The following is an 18,547-nucleotide window of genomic DNA, read 5'->3' as shown; positions in this document are numbered from 1 at the left end:
AATACCCTTTAAATAGTGGATATTTCGCACTTTTAGTTATTATTCCCACTCAATCGTTGCAGGTGGTTTAGATGTAATATCATACACAATACGATTAACACCCTTAACCTCATTTACGATACGAACAGAGATCTTTTGTAATACATCATAAGGAATACGAGCCCAATCAGCACTCATTCCATCGATCGAAGTTACTGCGCGTAATGCCAGTGTGTAATCATAAGTTCTTTGATCACCCATGACACCAACTGAACGCAAGTTCGTTAATACAGTAAAGTATTGCCAAATGTCACGATCAAGTCCTGCGTTTGCGATTTCTTCTCTTAAGATATAATCACTGTCTTGAACAATCTTAATTTTCTCCTCATCCACTGCACCAAGAATACGAATTGCGATACCTGGACCAGGGAATGGTTGACGGTGTACGATGTTCTCAGGAAGACCTAATACAAGTCCGAGCTGACGTACTTCGTCTTTAAAGAGTGTGTTAAGCGGTTCAATGAGTTTGAATTCCATATCTTCTGGAAGTCCACCTACATTGTGATGTGACTTAATTGTTTGTGCAGTCTTTGTTCCTGACTCAATAACATCTGTATACAAAGTACCTTGCGCAAGCCATTTCGCATCTTTTAGTTTCTTTGTTTCATCCTCAAATACATAGATGAACTCATTTCCAATAATCTTACGTTTTTGTTCTGGATCATCAACACCTGCAAGTTTATCCAAGAAACGACGTTGCGCATCGACCTTAATCAGATTCATATGGAATGCGTCTCTAAATACTTCCACGACAGAGTCAGCCTCACCTTTACGCAACAGACCGTGATCAACAAACACACAGGTCAATTGATCGCCAATTGCGTGATGAAGAAGGGCTGCTACAACGGCACTATCAACACCACCAGATAAAGCACAGATTACATGTTCATCTTTTACTTGTTCACGGATTTTATCTGTTTGTTCTTGGACAAAGTGTTCCATTGACCACCCTTTTTCAGCATGGCAAATATTGAATACAAAGTTTGAGATAATATCCAGACCAAATTCACTATTTCTTACTTCAGGATGGAACTGAATCCCGTATTGTTTCTTTGATTCATTTGCCATCATTGTGATCTCAGTGTTTTCACTGCGTGCAGTTACTTCAAAACCTTCTGGAGCAGCCTTTACTTGGTCACCATGGCTCATCCATGCATTAAAGCACTCAGGAATACCATCAGTCAGTAAACTCACCTTATTCACTTCTACAGGAGCGAGCCCGTATTCTTTTTTATCATGACCTTCAACCTTACCACCTTGTAAATGTGACATCAGTTGCATTCCATAACAAATCCCTAATACCGGAATATCTAAATTGAAGATTTCAGGATCAAGTGTAAATGCACCTTCTTCATAGACTGAATTTGGGCCACCTGATAAGACAATCCCTGCAACATCTTTATCATTTTTTATTGTTTCTGCTGTAATTTCATGATCAAGTAGTTCACTATATACCCCTAAATCACGAATACGACGGACGATTAACTGGTTGTATTGCGAACCAAAATCTAAGACTAATATTTTATTACCCATTGTAGTTTGGTGACTCCTTTACATTTTCGACATCATGAGGATGACTTTCACGTAACCCTGCACCGGTAATCTTCACAAATTGCGCATTTGTTTTCATTGCTTCAATCGTTGCACATCCACAATATCCCATACCTGAACGCACACCTCCAAGCATTTGATAGATTACATCACGAATGCTGCCTTTATAAGGAACGGTTGCTTCAATACCTTCTGGTACCAGTTTTGATAATTCCGCAACACCACCTTGGAAATAACGATCACTTGATCCGCGTTGCATCGCGCTCAGTGATCCCATTCCTACGTAGTTCTTAACCTTTTTTCCAAATACTTCAAGTACAATTCCTGGTGATTCTTCACATCCTGCAAGCAGTCCTCCCAGCATGACACAATCCGCGCCTGCTGCAAGTGCTTTAGAAATATCACCCGATAGCTTTATACCACCATCAGCAATAACACCCACACCATATTGACGTGCAACTTCATATACATCCATAACAGCTGTAAGTTGAGGAACCCCAACACCAGCAACTACACGTGTTGTACAAATTGATCCAGGACCAACACCCACTTTAATGACGGTTGCTCCTGCATAGATAAGATCAGTCGCTGCTTGTGCTGTCACGACATTACCTCCAATAATGTCAAGATCAGGATATTGTGAACGAATTTTCTTCACGGTTTCTAATACACCGTCAGAGTGACCGTGTGCGCTGTCTACTGCAACAATATCAACGCCTGCTTCAACAAGTGCACTTACACGCTCTAAAGTTGTTTCACCAACACCCACTGCTGCACCGACACGAAGTTTGCCCGCTTCGTCAACATTCGCAATTGTAAACTCATCTTCAATCACGCTGTCCTTAACAGCCTTTACCATTTCTGCTTGTGCTTGTACCGTCATATTCTTATGAACAATACCCATTCCACCAAGTTTTGCCATGGTACTTGCCATATCTACTTCTGTAACAGTGTCCATAGCTGCAGAAAGTAGGGGTACATTTAATGAGAGTTTTTTAGACAGGCGTGTTTTTAGACACACATTTGCTGGTACCACGCTTGATTTCGCAGGTACTAGCAACAAATCATCAAATGTATACGCTTCTTTGATTACCTTACCATTCATTCCATTTCCTCCTTAATATTAGTTAGCATTATACTCTATTCCCCCCTATAAAATCAACAAGTTTCGGATGATTTCCATTTAAACTGTAAATATGTTCAATTCTTTGGGGATTCCACCACCAAGAACTCAATCACTGTGCGACACTTCACAAAAAAATCGTAGGTTCGCTACGACTTTTCTTTCTATATATAAAGTTTTTATAATGAATTATGAATCCAAAGACCAAATCCCTTGAGCTTTTTCCTTCGCATGTGTTTGAGCATTCTCAAGTTGTTTTAGGCGCGATTGATCGACAGTTGATTTATCAACATATTTAACCTCTGCTAAGCCTTCAGATACAAGGAGTTCTTGTAAGAACACACCATCAATGTATACCCAATAAAGATGGCGATCATATTTGTCGATTTCATTGCCTTCATCATAATAAAATTCAAGATTACTTCCACCATTTAATAAATCACAGGTTCTTTCACTGGCTTCTTTTCCAAAGACCTCAATTTGGTTGGTTGACTCGGGTGTATCAATCGCCAGTAATCGAATCTTTTCATCCCCATACCAAAATGTATCCCCATCCACACATCGAACGGTTGATGTTTGATGCTGTGCGGGTTGTGCTGTTTCTTGTGGATTGAGTTGTTGGTATAACACATACACTGTTGCGATAAGCGCAAGAATTGATGTGATCGTTTTCTTTATTTTATTGATTTTTCGTTTAGTAAGTTTTATTTGTTTTTGTTTCATACGAATCCCTCGAAGCTTATTATATCATTATTGATTGAGAAAATGGGGGTGAATTTCTTGAATGTTAACTTCTTAAATATGGGCCAGTATTCTTTTCTTCGTATTTAAAAATACGAACATTTATGGTATTATCTACTCATGGATATTAAAAATATAAAGCTTGCGATCTTCGACATCGATGATACACTCATTGAACGCGGAGAGATATTAATCAAACCCAGTGCCTACCAAGCAATTAAAACTCTTGAAGAGAAAGGTGTTCAAGTAATGATTGCAACGGGACGTGCTTACTATTTTATTCAAGATGATGTGTTCCAACGTGTTAAGCCAGACTATGTGGTTACCATTAATGGTTCCTGTGTCTTTAATAAGGAACGTGACCATATTGTGTACATAACACCAACACGCCAAGATGTTGAGGCCATCATTCAAATCTGCCGTCAACATAACATTGGGGTTGCTGGAAAAATGTTGGATGAAATGCATGTCTATCATGGTCTTGAAACATTTTTAACGTCTTATTTAAAAGGCAGTCCAAAAGAACACATTCTGTTGGATTATCAAGACGCTGAATTAGGGGATGAAATACCGATGGGACTGTTTTTAATGGGGGATGAAACCTTCATTGAAACACTGCGTCCTGTGTATCCTGAACTGAAGTTTGCGAAAGCCTACAGAGATGCTTATGATATTTATTCTGTGAATGCTGGTAAGATCAAAGGCATTGAAACTGTGCTAGGTAAGCTCTCATTAACATGGGATGAAGTGATTGCATTTGGTGATGCAGAAAATGATCAAGACATGTTGCGTCATGCTGCCATTGGTGTTGCGATGGGAAATGCAACCGATACCCTGAAAGAAATTGCGGATTATGTCACAACCGATATCGATGATCATGGCATCTACAATGCACTGAAGCATTTAAATCTAATCTAATCCTAAAGAACCAAGAATCACCTGTGTGATTCTTTTTGTTTGAAAAAAAACGCTGATTCTATCAACGTTTCTTTTAGGCTTATAAGTTTTGTTCGAAAGTTTCAATGATCTCAAGCATTGCTTTTCGATTTGAATACTTTGTTTTCCATGTCTCAAGTAATCCTACCACGTGGGTTTTTGCATTTGGATGCTTCAAAGATTCCCCTAGGATTTCCGTCGCTTTTTGATACGCCGATCGTCCTGTTTGTGTCGCATAAGCATCCGCAATTCTAAGATAACAATCAATGACACGTTGTGGATGTGCAGCACTTAGAATATCTTCATGAAGTAATAACAGTGAAACATCACCCTGATCAATAATATGTTCTAAAAGCGCATTGTATTCCTGTAAATCAATTAAGATATCAGCATAGTCTTGTTGCATCTTCATGACATCAGAAATCTCCCTAAAGGCTTGAGGCCATTGTGCCGGATTAAATGAGTTTTTATATTCAATAAATAATTGTGAATCAACCCAATCATCATGATGAATTAAATGTTCAAAGTAATATCGAAAGGCATCTAGATCGCCAATTTCATACGCAAGTCCTGTAATCACACCACAGGTTTCATAGTCCCGACGACTTAAACGTCTTAAAAAGGAACAATCTTCTTCTAACGCTTGAAGCGCTTCATTATTTTTGTTTGTTTTTAGTAAATGTTGGATATACTGTGCAAACACATACCGATGGTGTTTATTTTTGGCATATATTTCTTCAATTACATTCTCACGGTCTAGTACCTTTGCGACAGCAAACAAAGCACTCATGGCACTTTCTGATCCATTATTTTCTTCAAAGGGTAAGATATCCCTGAGCACTAAATCATATAAATACGTAAACTTTGTTTGATTTAGAAAATCATCCACAAAGAGATTCTCAAAACATGAAAAATAAAGGTCTGCCTCATCGATTGTTTCAAATGCATCGTAGTTTTCAGTCATCCATGTGAAAATCGCACGTTTTTCATCGTCACCACTGTTAATATACACCGCTTCAAGTGAGGTTAAGAAAAGATAAATCCCTTCATTTTCTGGATCATCCTCATCATAATCTTCCATTACCATAACATCGAAATACATATCCAGTGTTAAGCAAATCTCTGAGATCTCGCAGTCCGTTAAGTCAATTTCGTCCATCTCTAGTTCATCATCATCATATTCATCTTCATCAAACGCATCAAAAAATTCTTCAAAATAATTATGCACGAATAAATTTGCTAATACTTTGGCTTCTTCACTGCGTTGATAAATAAACGATAAGCATTCAATGAGTGAATCTTTATCAAGCGTATCCAATACATCTTCGATTTCAAGTGCACTCTCATCAAATAAATCTCGCATATTTTCAAAAAAATCCTTTGATTCTTCTTCGAAGGCAAACATGAGCGCAGCCATGTGCTGACAGCGCAGTTTTTGTGAATCAGGACAATCACAAGCCATTGATTGAACCCCTTGGTCATCAACTTCAATGTTAACATTGTAATCGGCTGTATCGTGAACAACACCCCATATCATATCTTCATCAATTTCAAAATCAACACGTTCCTCTAAATGAAGTTCATGTCCTCTTTGTAATACATCAAATGTAAAATCGTCTTTCCAATCCATAATTCACCACCTCTATCTAAACTATAAAGCATTATCAATTGAAGTGCTAGTTTTCTAACGAAAACAGTGAATAAAAAACACCATAACATGCGTAATATACACTGCGAAAAACGCTAGTACACCTTTTGTCATGTTCTCTAAGATAAAAAGGACTTCATGGTTGCGTTAAAACTGGGGGTTCACTTTATCCCAATACAATCTATACATCAGGATATGAAGTGTGTTTACAAAAAAAACCAGGCGTTTAAACCTGGGTTATTCGATCCATCGGGGGTCTGTTGTAAAAGAAATGCTTAACCATAGATTTAAGTTATTTTTATGGATCGTGCGATACACTTCATCTCGAATACGGTCTTGATCCTTCACTGTTTCACATTCAAATTGATGATCTACAAGAAAATCAATCTCCATAACCAACATTCCACCCAAATGCTTTACTCGTAAATAGTAATCTTTGATTCTAAATTCATCCGATATCTTATCGATTTTATCTTCCATGACTTCATACGTTTTATCGCCAATCGTAGACATACCAATCAATTCTTTAAACGCTTTAATCATTTCATTAAACGTTTGAGAAATCGTTAAGATGGTAAAGATTATTAAGATAATTGGATCAATATAGGGGGTAATTCCTTGGGTTGATGTCTGCGATAAGACAAAGCCTAAAATATAGCCTCCCAAAACAAAATATCCTTGTTTCTGTGTGACGTGCCACTGTTTAACTTCAGATAAAATGATTGGAGATTGACTGGTCTTTGAAGCTTTTTTTAGACGTTTACAATAGATACTAACCAGTGTTGTTGTGAATAAGAGATACACAATGACTGATCCAAGATTTGTGACAGAACCACCACTTAGTATGATCAATATTGCATCAACAAACATATATATGAGCATCGCATTTAGAATTAAAAATTGCAATAAAACAACAAGTGGTATAATTCCCTCTTTTCCAAAAGGGAAGTTATCGTCATCTTTTTTGCGAATATATCGCGTCACTCTTAAGGTAAGATAACTGGTCACAATGCTTAGGGTACTGTAAATCCCCTCAAACAAGATGACCTCAGAGTTTAAGAGATTTCCAAATACTACACCGGATACTGCAAAGATTAATAACACAAACATCGAAGATTTTAATATTTTCTCCTCAGTTGATTGATTCATTTTAACACCTCATGTTTCTTGCTCAATCTATAGTCATTCTATCATGAGGACTGGCTTTGAATATGGTCGTGACACGAAAGTTATGTGAATGTTTTGTGAAAAAACCAACAAAAAATAATAAACACAACCCTTTTGGATTGTGTTTGTAACCTATTGCTTGATTGCATTATATGCAGCACCAATAATGCCTGAGTCATTGAGATACTGACTAGCAACTATCTCAGGGAATACAATATTCCCCATGTCTTGATGTGTATTTTTCATATCGTTTACCTTTTGATTGACCTTTTGAATAAACTCTTTATTCCCACTAATTGCACCACTAATCACAACCAGTTCTGGATCAAAGGATACGATAAGGTTATATATTTGTTGCGCGCAGGTTGTGTACAAATCATCCATTACCTGTTTTGCAATGGAATCACCTTGTAAAGCGCGGTTGTACACCTCAAGTCCTGACACAACTTCACCATCATTTTTAAGGGTTTTGTAAGCATCTACAATTCCTGATTGAACAGACCCTACTAAACTCCATGATGAACGTCGCGCATCTGTATCTTTTGGGTTTTTTGCAAACATAAACCCAAATTCACCCGAACTAAAATGAGCCCCGCGATACAACTTATCATGGATCATAATTGCACCACCCACACCGGTTCCAATCACAACTAGAATAAAGTTTGAACACTTCTTAGCAATCCCAATCCATTTTTCCGCATAAAGGGCACAATTAGCGTCGTTTTCTACAAACACCTCAACGCCAACACGACGCATCATTTCAGCGCGTAAATCAAAATCATAGAAGTCATAAATTGCACCGCCTGTAATGAGATATCCTTCATTATTTATAATACCAGGTGCACTAATCCCAACTGCTTTAACATCATGATCTTGATTATACCCCTCAAAGATTGTAACAAGGGCATCCAGAATCTCTTCACCTTTTTTAGGTGTGTCGATTACGCCTTTACTAAAGATGGTTCCTGTTTCATCCAAGCATCCATACTTTATCTGTGTCCCACCAATATCAATCCCAACAATCTTCTGTGACATAGTTCCTCCATTTGTGTTTATAAACACATTATAGAATAACTATACCACACCCATCATCTGTCACTCACACGAACGTGTGAAATATTTCGAAATTTTCATACTTTCATGCGTGTTTTCCGTATAAATAAAGGGTGAAGCAACGCTGCGACATGCATAAAAAAACATGCATCCGCATGTTCTTTTGATCTAAATTGTTAATCGGTAAGTGCCCATTCAGGTAAATCATTACCTCTACGAACTAAAAATCCTTTTTGATAGTCTGTTTGATTGATAAAGCGAAGTATCTTCACTTCTTCATCCTCAGTACATCCCATAATCAATTTAACTTCTAAGTCTCTCTTTAAAATATCAACAACGATCATAATCGCGTCAACTGTTGATTTCTTAAGGCTCCCTTTAAATACTTTCATAGAAGCACTGTCACTTAAGTACCCATAGTCTACGGGGTAGACCATATTAAGATACTGCGGGTGACGTGAACCTTTCGGTTGTGAAATCACTAAGTTTGTAGAGAGTACTAGTGAATCTAGCTTTTGCCAGAAATACCCATTATTCAACAATTCTTGTTGCATCGAAACCATCCTTTGCCTTCAAACATACACCCATTATACATTTTTCATATAGAAATGTAAACAGTTAAAATTCTTTCATGAAACGTCATACATCTCATGCGGAAAATCAATCAAATTGTGAGGTTATTCTTTCACGTGTTCCAGTGCTTGTTTAAAGATCATCATGACGTGATTATCTTGGAGTGAATAATAGACCGTTTGTTTATCTTTTCGATATTTCACGAGGTTTGCAGCACGCAACGTAGACAGTTGATGTGATACTGCGGATTGGGTAACGCCTAAAACTTCCGTCAACTCATTCACGCTGCATTCTTTATATGCAAGCACAGTGAAGATTTTCAACCGTGTTGAATCAGCAAACATTTTAAAAAGATACGTCAGGTCTTCATACGACTTTTGATCTAACAAGACGCAATTCTCAATTAATTCTTTATTTGACATTTAACTACCTCTAATCTTATGTTTACGATTACGGATATATACCGCACTGTTCATTCCAGCGGTACATCCATCACCTACAGCTTTCGCAACTTGTTGAATTCCAGGGGTACAATCACCCGCAGCAAAAAGCCCAGGTACTGTGGTCTCTTGGTTCGCATTCACACATATTTTGTTGTGTTCGATGAGTGCTCCAAGTTTTGAAGCAAGATCAATGGATGATGCACTGTCCAGCGCAATAAACACACCATCAAGTTCACCATAACCACTCTCTAGCTCTAATCCTTTGACCTTATGATCTCCAATAACCGCTTTTATACTTTCTTTATTTATTATAACACGTTCGTCAAATTCACACTCTGGATCTTTCCCATTTGTATATAAAGTTACATTTGGAGTAATCTTAAGAAGTGTGTTTGTTTCATGGGCTGCATAATGACGATGTCCTATCACACCTACTTTTTTGTCTTTAAAGAAGAAACCATCACATTCTGCGCAGGTTGATACCCCCTTACCCATGAATGCATTGAGATTGTGAATCTTAGAAACAGAGCGTTTTGCACCGGTCGCAATCAGCACTGATAAGCATTCGTAGGTTTCATGGATTGCTTCAACTCTAAAATAGGAACCATCATGTGAAATAGATACGACTTCATCACTGATAACTGGCACACCCATTTTCTGAGTTTGTTCAATCCCTTTGGAAATGAGCTCAGACCCACTGATCAATTCGTATCCCAAAAATGTTTGAATCATTGTAGCATTTTCAATCATTCCGATATCTTTACCGACTACAATTGTATCAACCCCTGCACGTGCCGCATAGATTGATGCTTGAATCCCCGCTGGGCCTTTCCCAATCACTACGAGCTCTGTTTGTATCATGATTATGCCCCTTTCATACCCCTTTACAGTCATTATACTTCAACCACAGATGCGCTTCAATTTATAGGCATAAAATTCCGATTGATCGCCCCTCTTTTTAATGATTTTTATCAAAAAGACTTGAACAATCCGCTCAAAATAGTATAATAATAAAGCACATGCTCCGTTAGCTCAGTCGGCAGAGCAACTGACTCTTAATCAGTGGGTCCACGGTTCGAGCCCGTGACGGAGTACCATGATGACAATTAACCACTTCAAAAGTGGTTTTTTTATATGCTATCCTTTATCTTTCTTGATAAAAAAAGCGCACATGCGCTTAGTTACTTTCTTGGGTTTCAAGAATCAATTGTCTAAAATCAGCTTTATTTAATGTTTTCTTCCAAAGCTTAATCCATGACTGAGTATACCCAACTACAACACCCTGATTCATTTCATGAAGCATTGAGAGCAAGGTTTGGACTTGGTGTTCAGTCATTGAAATCTGAATTGGTTTTTTTGTCCCATTAACATAGATCATCACTGAATACGATTTATGGATTGGTATCCCATAAAATGAGTTTCTCATTGTATGCATGTAAGCCCAAGCAATGGTATCTTTCATAATAAACTGTTGTTTTGCATTCCACGCATTTTTATTGATTAGATACTTATCAACAAGAATTGCATGCTTCGTTTGAAATTCAGGGAGTTCGAGTTGTGATGCAATGTGTAGTGCTTCATCATATTCCAACACTTCTTTAATTTTTTTCTGGTGGCTTTTCTTCACATAAGCAGCAAGACCAATCACAATCAGTGCAGTCCCAGCGATCACAACGATTGGCCATAAAGGTACATCACCAACCACTCCAACAAATTCAATAATTTCAGGTGCAAAGTATGTTTCTGCCTCTTCTTCAGTTATCTCATAATAATCCGCAAAATCACTCACAATTGAGGCGCGTGCTTTCACAGAATCATGATCATTTACGCGTTTACCTACAAACTGTACTTGTCGATCAACAAGGACTGTTTTAGTAATTCCCTTCCCTAAAGGCTGTACTACCAAAATATATTCATCTTCAAATGCACCCAAAGTATAATCAATTACGAGTTTATCATTGCTATAATAACCAAATCCGGATGCATCGATAAATTCACTATCCAATACAACAATATCATTCACAGAAACATCATTGAGTTTCTCTGATGTTGATATTGGTTGATGACTTTGATTCATAATCATACGCATTGAGTTCATAACTGGACGTGACAAAAATATCATTTCCATGCCAAGTAAAGTTAATCCTACAACGATCACAGTTGTGAATTTTCGATTTCTTAGCTTTAATAATTTTTCCATAAGCTTCTCCCCATTTATTCTTCGTCATTATGCTTAATAATGTCACGTAATTGCAGAAATAAAAACATAAACAAAACAGCATAAATAGCTGTATCCATCCCCAGAGATCGACCCAAAAAATCCTGTGCAAGGAAACTGAATGCAACAATTAATAAAAATGCAAACCAGATAATTTTCAATCGCCTTGTATATTTCATTTGAGTTCACCTCTTTCACAAAACTGATACTACTAAATAGTATACTATAAAATAATATTAATTTCATTTCAGGAATTTTCATTAATATGAAACAGTGATAAAATCTGTTTAATATTTTGGTGATTTTCACAGCTTTTGTTAAGAAAAAACACAATCATACCGGTGTTTCATGATATGATATTTTTTGGAGGACACATATGCAATCGATACGGAATTTTAGATCATTGGGGGGAATTAAGACAGCCTATGGCACGACTAAGTCCAAGCTGTTTCGTGGGGGACCTTTGGATTCAATATCCTTAGAAGACCAAAACACGTTTCACAATCAACTTGATATTAATACCGTCCTAGACCTACGCAGTCAAGACGAACGTCATGATCACCCGAATATCATCATTCCAGGGGTTATGGATGTATCCTTGCAACTGATGCCAGAATTATCAAGCACCAGTGCTGATCCAAAGGATATCATGAACAAACTAAAGAATCATGATTTCAAGGGATTTATGATTCCCATGTACCAATCATTTGTTACGAATCCCTTTACGCTTACACAGCACAAACGCTTCATTGAATGTGTTGTGAACAATCACAACAGTACGTATTTCCACTGTTCTGCTGGTAAAGATCGCACCGGATACACTGCAGCACTCATTTTAAAGCTGTTAGGTGCAGATTTTGATACATTAATGAACGAGTATCTGCTTACAAATAATCAACCAAAGAAGGACGTCGAAGCCCTAATTGAAGCAACACGCAAACGAAACGGGCCGATGAGCCTTAGTGACGAGGATTACCATGCGCTCACGTTTGTATCACCCGATTATTTACAAGCAACCTTTGATGAAATAGATCATGTTTATGGCAGCTTTGAGTCCTATGTAGAAAACGGCTTAAAACTCGATAACATAATGATTGAATCTCTTAGGGGTAGTTTGTTAGAATAGATTTAAGGAGAAGGAGGCTATCTTATGTTAAACCGATTAACACTTAAGAATAAATTAATTATTAGCCTAAGTTTTACTGCATTAACGGTTCTACTATTTTCGATTGCGGTCTTTGGATTGTTGAAATCCCCATTTGACTGGCATGTATTACTCAATTATGTATTTGTAGGAGTTGGTGTAGGAATCTATTTCTTCATCTTAACTTCATTTAAATACAGCTTAGCATTTATGATCTTTATTGTCGGATACATCATCGCCTTTGTTTCACTGTTCTATATGTTTGCACACTCTGGTGAAGGATTTGCAGATTTAGCCGGAATTATCCTTTGGATGATAACAATCGGACTGGTTGTTGCTTTAGGGATAGCGGTTGAAATCATCTTCCACTCTAAACGTCAAACACGTCTGGCAAGTGCACATCAAAACGGTGAAGTCGTTGATGTGGATGTCATTGAACACGATGAATAATATTTTATGAGGGTTTATCCCTCTTTTTTAATATCCATTAACATGATAATGTTGGTCACTACACAATATCAGTAGTATTTATAGAAAACAAGCCAGGGGCTTTTAAGCAAAGCCAGGACATGTAGATCACCTGGTTTATATATACCACAAAGCTAAAGAACTTGAAAAGGGGATAAACCACGATAAGAAAATGGTGATACGGGATGGTGCTGGACGAAAAGTTAAGCTCGGAGGACATGCTAAAATAGAGAATCATGTTTATTTTGTATAAAAAAGGGGTGAAATGGCTGTAACACATTGTGGGATGATCACAGAATCAATGGGAAACATACGACTTTAACACACCTATCTTTTGTCATTCAAAACCTCTTGATTTACAGTCTAGTAGTTTTTAAATTTGCCTTTTGTACATTGGATTTATAGCATCATCACTGATTTTTAGCTTATTGCACTAATGCAACATGGTGGTAAATACCTGGGGCTAAACTTGCACCACCTCGATAGATGCCTTGCCTGACATATAAAAAAGAGTGCACAATGTACACTCTACAGTAAGATACTAAGATAAACCATTACATTAAGCACACCCATTACAAGCATGAAATTCTTGATGACATTCACAAATGAGATGTGTTTGATCATCTTTTCTTTAAAGACACTCACATGCTTCATAACAATCGGTGCTGTAAAAAGCGTTATCAGTACAATGGGATGATACACACCCCATACGACACCACTAATGATACCCACATAGACACCGGCATAGAGGATGCGCATTAAAACGATGGACAGGGGTTTACCCAGATAAAAGGGTAACGTGAATCGATTCACCTTCACATCCGCTTCCACATCACAGGTATTATTACCCAACATAATGTTCGCAATCAGAAGCGTTGGTACCATCCCAACAATCATCAAATCCACAAACATTTGGGTATGGATTTGTATAGAAATAGCGTCACCAAATTCAATTGATAAAAGCGCTGCGCCAACATTAATATAAAGCAAGATAAATGGGGCGAAATATCCATGTAAAATCCCAGAGAAAAACTCCCCCATTGGCGTGCGTGATATCGGAATAGGACCAAACGTATAGAGAATCCCTACCGCAAAACAGAACATGCCTAATATAAGTACAATCCAATCCGTCAACACAACAAGAATGATGCCCATTAACGTGCTGATTGCAAGTAAGCTAAAACACATTATCTTTGCTTGATTGTTGGTAAACCCTAAGTCTTGATCATTTGTTTTTGAATCAATAGTGTTATTAATCGCGGTTGTGGTGAGGTCAAAGAAAATCATCCCCCAGAAGAAGATGCTTGTTCTTACAATGTCAATATCAATGCTATGACTGATCATAAACCCAATCATGAGTAAAAATGGGAAGAGGCTAGTAATCTTGGTTTGTATCTCAATAAATTTTAAAAGTCTTTTAATCATTGTTACCCCTTCGATTTTTGTGGCTGGTCTTATATTTTTGTAAATCCCTAAAGTAAGATGCTCAGATAAACCAAGGCGTTAAGCACAACCATGACAAGAATGAAATTCTTAATGACATTCACAAATGAAATACGCTTAATCATTTTTTCTTTGAACACATTAACATGCTTCATGACAACAGGTGCTGTTGCGAGTGTCAGAAGCACAATGGGATGATACACCCCACATACTACCCCAACAATCACACCAACATACACAAGTGCATATAAGATTCGCATTAAGATTACTGCGTTTGGTTTACCAATATAAAATGGCAGTGTGAATCGATTGACCTTCACATCCGCTTCAACATCACAGGTATTATTGCCCAGCATAATATTTGCGGTTAGCAGTGTGGGAATAAATCCCGCAATCACAAATCCGATAAACATTTTCGTATGAACGTTAAGCGTGATGATTTCACCGACACTCACGGACAGTAAATCGTGTCCGATATTGATATACAATAAGATAAAGGGAATAAAGTATCCGTATAAGATTCCGGATAAAAACTCACCCAAGGGTGTTCGTGATATCGGGACAGGTCCATAGGTGTAAAGAACCCCGACTGCAAAACAGAACATGCCTAATAAAAGGACAATCCAATCGGTGAGTATTACAAGTGCAATCCCGAGAATGGTACTAATTGCGAAGAGTCCAAAACACATCATCTTGCCTTGAGTATAGGTAAACCCTAAGTCTTGACCATTTGTTTTAGAATCAATTGTGTTATTTATTGCGGTTGTAGTGAGATCAAAGATAAACATCCCTAAGAAAAAGACACAAGTCTTTATCAGGTCAATGTTAATGTTATGATAAATCATAACACCAATCATGAGCATAAACGTAAAGAAACTTGTGATCTTTGTCTGTATCTCAACAAATTTAAAAAGTCGTTTAATCATATTTTCCCCATTGACTTATCAAGAATGAATTGAAGTTGATCCTTCTTCATTGAACTCACATTCAATGTTTCCAAAATCGCAATCGCTTCATCATAATATTTTTGAGCTTTCATTTTTGTAAAAGGTACGCCTGAATACTTCTTAACACGATCAATAACAATTTCACGTGTCAATGATGTTGTTCTTAACTCTGGTTCTTCATCAAATGCATGAATGAGTGGCAATGTGATAACCCCTTGTGAAAAATCAGAGGCTACGGGTTTTAATGCCACAGCTTCAGATGATTCATAATCAAGACAATCATCCATCAATTGAAAAATCATACCCACATTGTTTCCAAAGGGTTTATACTTTTCAACTTCTTCATTATCGACACCACTTGTAATTGCGCCTGCATAGAATGAAGCTTCAAATAAAGCAGCTGTTTTTCCTTTAATAATTGCAAGGTATTCAGGTATTGATATGTATAGATTGCCATTGTTGATGTGTTGATTCAACTCACCCAATGCCAAGTCTTCCATTGTTGTTGATAAACTGAATCCGGAATATTTCGCCCCATCTTCAATTTTTGCGAAGGATTTCAGTGCTAAAGCAAGCACATAATCTCCGCAAATGACTGCGGTTTTCCGTCCGTATTTTTCATTAAGAGTTGTGATTCCACGTCTAACTTTTGCATCATCCATCACATCATCATGAACCAGTGATGCAAGATGTAGCAGTTCAATCGCACTTGCAAAGTGAATTGCGTCCAAAGGAATGTCATTTTCATTTGTGATTGAGCTTGCAAGAACTGCGCTCGCACGAATGCCTTTTCCTTTAGCTTTCCCCAAATGCGTCATATACTGCCGAATGAGTAAAGGAGAGGTTGACAATAAATTATCAACCTCCGCATTTACCATCTCTAAGTTTTTTTTGATTAGTTCATTCACTGAGACTCACCAATTACTCGTGATAGAGGTACCACTTCTTAAAGAACGGAATTTTTGTCCATTGCTTCTTAAGCCATGGCATTACCCAATAATCAAGACCCAGTGTACGTCCACCACCGATTAATACTGCAAAGCTTGCAAAGAACATCCAAGCACCTGATAGATACCAACCAGTAGTCATGAGGAACATCAATTGTAATACAATTGATACACCTGCAGATAATGTTGTGAATAGACCTGCAATTAATGCAAGACCTACTAAGATTTCCATAATAACGATTGATACTTGCATAATCATACCAAAATCAGGATTTGCAAGAATTACATTTTCAACAAACCAGTTCATAAGTGGAACGTTTAGTTTGAATGCATAGTTTTCAAGTTTTGCTGATTCAAGTGCAGTTGAAGAAACAAAGATTAAGTGGAACACATTGAAGAAACGAACATTAAATAATAATTCACCTGCTGATGCAGTTCCGCCTCCAGCTCCAGTCGCACCCGATGCAGCATCGCCTGTAGCGCCTGATCCAGCATCACCGGTTGCTGCAGAAATCATATCTGAGCCCTTAAGTGCTACTTCAGTTCCTACATGATAATAAGCAGCAGTTGCACTGTCAATAATATTGTCATAGAACATGTTTGCATATTTAAAGAAGTCAGGAAGTTTGAATTCTTCAAGCCATCCTTCTGCGAGCCATTTGTAAAGTCCTTCAAACAACCATACAGCACCCAACCATACACGTACAGGCATCAATAAGAAGCTTGGTGTACGATTTGATAGGTGACCACCTACAAAGCTACGTTGGTTACGGATTGTAAAGAATTCATGTTTAAGGTAACTGAAAATCTTTGTCCAACCCATGACTTGAATGAAATATACAATGTTAATAAAGTGTTTCGCAAACATTGCGAAGAATGAAGGAAGTGAGAACATGAAGTTTGGAAGTCCAACATGAGCTACCCCATATTTACCACCGATACACACCATAACACCATGGAATGCAGGTTTATATGTTTTTAGATTGTTGCCACCACGAATTGATTCCGCGATATTGTTTGCAGCAGTTCCAGCACTGTGTTCAGCATTTTCAACCATTTGTGGTACGGGACGGTCTTCACCTTCAACGATATAGTACATGTTATCACCGACAACATATACATCCTCACGACCCTTAGCACGTAAGAATCCATCGGTTTCAATACGTCCACCACGTTGTGCTGCTTCAAGAGATTTGCCCGAATCGCTTGCGACGTCATTTTGTTCAATACCTGCGGTCCAAATTGTTGTTGTTGTTTCTTCACGGACTTGTTTACCATCACGTTCGTAAACTACAAAATCTGCACCGACTTCTTTTACCATTGCATTTAATTCTACACGAACACCCATCTTCGCAAGACGACGTTCAACTTTTGCAGAAAGTTTTTCAGGTAAGATCGGTACTACGCGATTCATACCATCAAGGTTAACCATGGTTACATCGCTTGGATCAAGGCTTAGTTTGTGACAAAGAACTGGCACATACTCAGCCAACTCACCCATCATTTCAACACCTGTAAATCCAGCACCAACAACATGGAATGTCAACATCTTACGACGTTTCGCAAGATCTGGTTCACATGAAGCTGCATGGAATGTATTGTGAATGTGGTCACGTAAAATAACCGCATCATCATATGACCATAGTGTGAATGAGTTTTCTTTCGCACCTGGCACCCCAAAGTAAGTTGGTTTTGAACCTGAAGCAATTACAACATAGTCGTAATCATAAGTTTCATGTTTCCCAACTACCTTTTTAGCATCAAAATCAACAGTCTCAACTGTATCTAATTTAACATCAACACGACGTCCAGCAAAAATCTTTTTAAGGTCCATGCGAATGCTTTCTTCATCAACGCGGCAAGCTGCCACTTCGTGAAGTTCTGTTAACATTGTATGGAACGGATTTTTATCAATAATCGTTACTTGTACGTCGGAATTTTTCTTGAATTTCTTAGCAAGCTTTTTAGCTGTAAGAACACCCGCATAACCGGCACCGACAACAACAATTTTTGTTCCCATTAATATTCCTCCTATAATTGTCCATATTATTATACCCCACCCCATAATCTCACACAATTAAGGAACACCCAGTTTGTCAAACTGAG

At 37.7% G+C, this 18,547-nt stretch carries 17 protein-coding genes and 1 tRNA gene; 4 read left to right on the top strand and 14 right to left on the bottom strand.

Annotation, left to right across the window (positions count from 1 at the left end; genetic code table 11):
• Nucleotides 1–39: 39 nt before the first annotated feature.
• The 3 genes from guaA to AOC36_RS02815 form a co-directional block, all read right to left on the bottom strand.
• Nucleotides 40–1,572 carry a glutamine-hydrolyzing GMP synthase gene (gene guaA / locus AOC36_RS02825; RefSeq protein ID WP_067631216.1) on the bottom strand — a complete coding sequence of 511 codons (1,533 nt, stop codon included), beginning with the start codon at nucleotides 1,570–1,572 and terminating at the stop codon, nucleotides 40–42.
• Entirely contained in the window at nucleotides 1,565–2,695 is a 1,131-nt protein-coding gene (guaB, locus tag AOC36_RS02820) for an IMP dehydrogenase (RefSeq protein ID WP_067631213.1), read from the bottom strand. The genes guaA and guaB overlap by 8 nt, the downstream gene beginning before the upstream one ends.
• 207 nt (nucleotides 2,696–2,902) lie before the next feature.
• Nucleotides 2,903–3,436 (bottom strand): thermonuclease family protein, encoded by a 534-nt coding sequence (locus AOC36_RS02815; RefSeq protein ID WP_067631208.1) that lies wholly within the window; start codon nucleotides 3,434–3,436, stop codon nucleotides 2,903–2,905.
• 138 nt (nucleotides 3,437–3,574) lie between these two features.
• Here AOC36_RS02815 and AOC36_RS02810 point away from each other — a divergent pair, with 138 nt between their 5' ends.
• Complete coding sequence (locus AOC36_RS02810; protein WP_067631205.1) at nucleotides 3,575–4,372, top strand: Cof-type HAD-IIB family hydrolase; 798 nt, start codon at nucleotides 3,575–3,577, stop codon at nucleotides 4,370–4,372.
• A gap of 79 nt (nucleotides 4,373–4,451) precedes the next feature.
• Here AOC36_RS02810 and AOC36_RS02805 read toward each other — a convergent pair whose 3' ends face one another.
• From AOC36_RS02805 to AOC36_RS02780, 6 genes are all read right to left on the bottom strand, one after another.
• Entirely contained in the window at nucleotides 4,452–6,020 is a 1,569-nt protein-coding gene (locus AOC36_RS02805; RefSeq protein ID WP_067631202.1) for an SWIM zinc finger family protein, read from the bottom strand.
• A gap of 255 nt (nucleotides 6,021–6,275) precedes the next feature.
• The gene (locus tag AOC36_RS02800) at nucleotides 6,276–7,187 is read right to left on the bottom strand and encodes a cation efflux transmembrane domain-containing protein (protein ID WP_067631199.1); all 912 of its coding nucleotides are present in this window, start codon (nucleotides 7,185–7,187) and stop codon (nucleotides 6,276–6,278) included.
• 150 nt (nucleotides 7,188–7,337) lie between these two features.
• A complete protein-coding gene (locus AOC36_RS02795) occupies nucleotides 7,338–8,240 on the bottom strand; it encodes an ROK family protein (protein WP_067631196.1) in 903 nt (300 codons plus the stop codon).
• A 194-nt stretch (nucleotides 8,241–8,434) separates the two neighbouring features.
• The gene (locus AOC36_RS02790) at nucleotides 8,435–8,812 is read right to left on the bottom strand and encodes an Inorganic pyrophosphatase (RefSeq protein ID WP_067631192.1); all 378 of its coding nucleotides are present in this window, start codon (nucleotides 8,810–8,812) and stop codon (nucleotides 8,435–8,437) included.
• A gap of 123 nt (nucleotides 8,813–8,935) precedes the next feature.
• Nucleotides 8,936–9,253 carry an ArsR/SmtB family transcription factor gene (locus tag AOC36_RS02785; RefSeq protein ID WP_067631189.1) on the bottom strand — a complete coding sequence of 106 codons (318 nt, stop codon included), beginning with the start codon at nucleotides 9,251–9,253 and terminating at the stop codon, nucleotides 8,936–8,938.
• Nucleotides 9,254–10,135, bottom strand: a complete 882-nt coding sequence (locus tag AOC36_RS02780; protein ID WP_067631185.1) for an NAD(P)/FAD-dependent oxidoreductase — start codon at nucleotides 10,133–10,135, stop codon at nucleotides 9,254–9,256.
• 160 nt (nucleotides 10,136–10,295) lie between these two features.
• Between AOC36_RS02780 and AOC36_RS02775 the strand changes: the two genes are divergently transcribed.
• Nucleotides 10,296–10,371 (top strand) — tRNA-Lys (locus tag AOC36_RS02775).
• Nucleotides 10,372–10,451: 80 nt separating this feature from the next.
• On the opposite strand, the gene AOC36_RS02770 is transcribed toward AOC36_RS02775, so the two are convergent.
• Nucleotides 10,452–11,474: a DUF6709 family protein gene (locus AOC36_RS02770; protein ID WP_067631181.1), complete on the bottom strand. Its 1,023-nt coding sequence runs from the start codon at nucleotides 11,472–11,474 to the stop codon at nucleotides 10,452–10,454.
• Between the two features lie 394 nt (nucleotides 11,475–11,868).
• On the opposite strand from AOC36_RS02770, the gene AOC36_RS02760 reads away from it, so the two are divergent.
• Both AOC36_RS02760 and AOC36_RS02755 read left to right on the top strand, forming a co-directional pair.
• Nucleotides 11,869–12,618 carry a tyrosine-protein phosphatase gene (locus tag AOC36_RS02760; RefSeq protein ID WP_067631173.1) on the top strand — a complete coding sequence of 250 codons (750 nt, stop codon included), beginning with the start codon at nucleotides 11,869–11,871 and terminating at the stop codon, nucleotides 12,616–12,618.
• A gap of 24 nt (nucleotides 12,619–12,642) precedes the next feature.
• Complete coding sequence (locus AOC36_RS02755) at nucleotides 12,643–13,086, top strand: hypothetical protein (RefSeq protein WP_067631169.1); 444 nt, start codon at nucleotides 12,643–12,645, stop codon at nucleotides 13,084–13,086.
• A 546-nt stretch (nucleotides 13,087–13,632) separates the two neighbouring features.
• On the opposite strand, the gene AOC36_RS02750 is transcribed toward AOC36_RS02755, so the two are convergent.
• The 4 genes from AOC36_RS02750 to AOC36_RS02735 are packed head-to-tail and all read right to left on the bottom strand — an operon-like array spanning nucleotide 13,633 to nucleotide 18,461.
• Nucleotides 13,633–14,529 carry a UbiA family prenyltransferase gene (locus tag AOC36_RS02750; protein WP_067631166.1) on the bottom strand — a complete coding sequence of 299 codons (897 nt, stop codon included), beginning with the start codon at nucleotides 14,527–14,529 and terminating at the stop codon, nucleotides 13,633–13,635.
• A gap of 47 nt (nucleotides 14,530–14,576) precedes the next feature.
• Nucleotides 14,577–15,473: a UbiA family prenyltransferase gene (locus AOC36_RS02745; protein ID WP_067631162.1), complete on the bottom strand. Its 897-nt coding sequence runs from the start codon at nucleotides 15,471–15,473 to the stop codon at nucleotides 14,577–14,579.
• Nucleotides 15,470–16,402, bottom strand: a complete 933-nt coding sequence (locus tag AOC36_RS02740; protein WP_067631157.1) for a polyprenyl synthetase family protein — start codon at nucleotides 16,400–16,402, stop codon at nucleotides 15,470–15,472. Before AOC36_RS02740 ends, AOC36_RS02745 begins: the two co-directional genes overlap by 4 nt.
• 13 nt (nucleotides 16,403–16,415) lie before the next feature.
• Nucleotides 16,416–18,461, bottom strand: a complete 2,046-nt coding sequence (locus AOC36_RS02735) for an FAD-dependent oxidoreductase (RefSeq protein WP_067631154.1) — start codon at nucleotides 18,459–18,461, stop codon at nucleotides 16,416–16,418.
• Between the last annotated feature and the right edge of the window lie 86 nt (nucleotides 18,462–18,547).

It is taken from the genome of Erysipelothrix larvae (assembly GCF_001545095.1).
Lineage (GTDB): Bacteria > Bacillota_I > Bacilli_A > Erysipelotrichales > Erysipelotrichaceae > Erysipelothrix > Erysipelothrix larvae.
The sequence above is the reverse complement of the archived record's forward strand: the minus strand, read 5'-3'. Positions and strand labels throughout refer to the sequence as shown.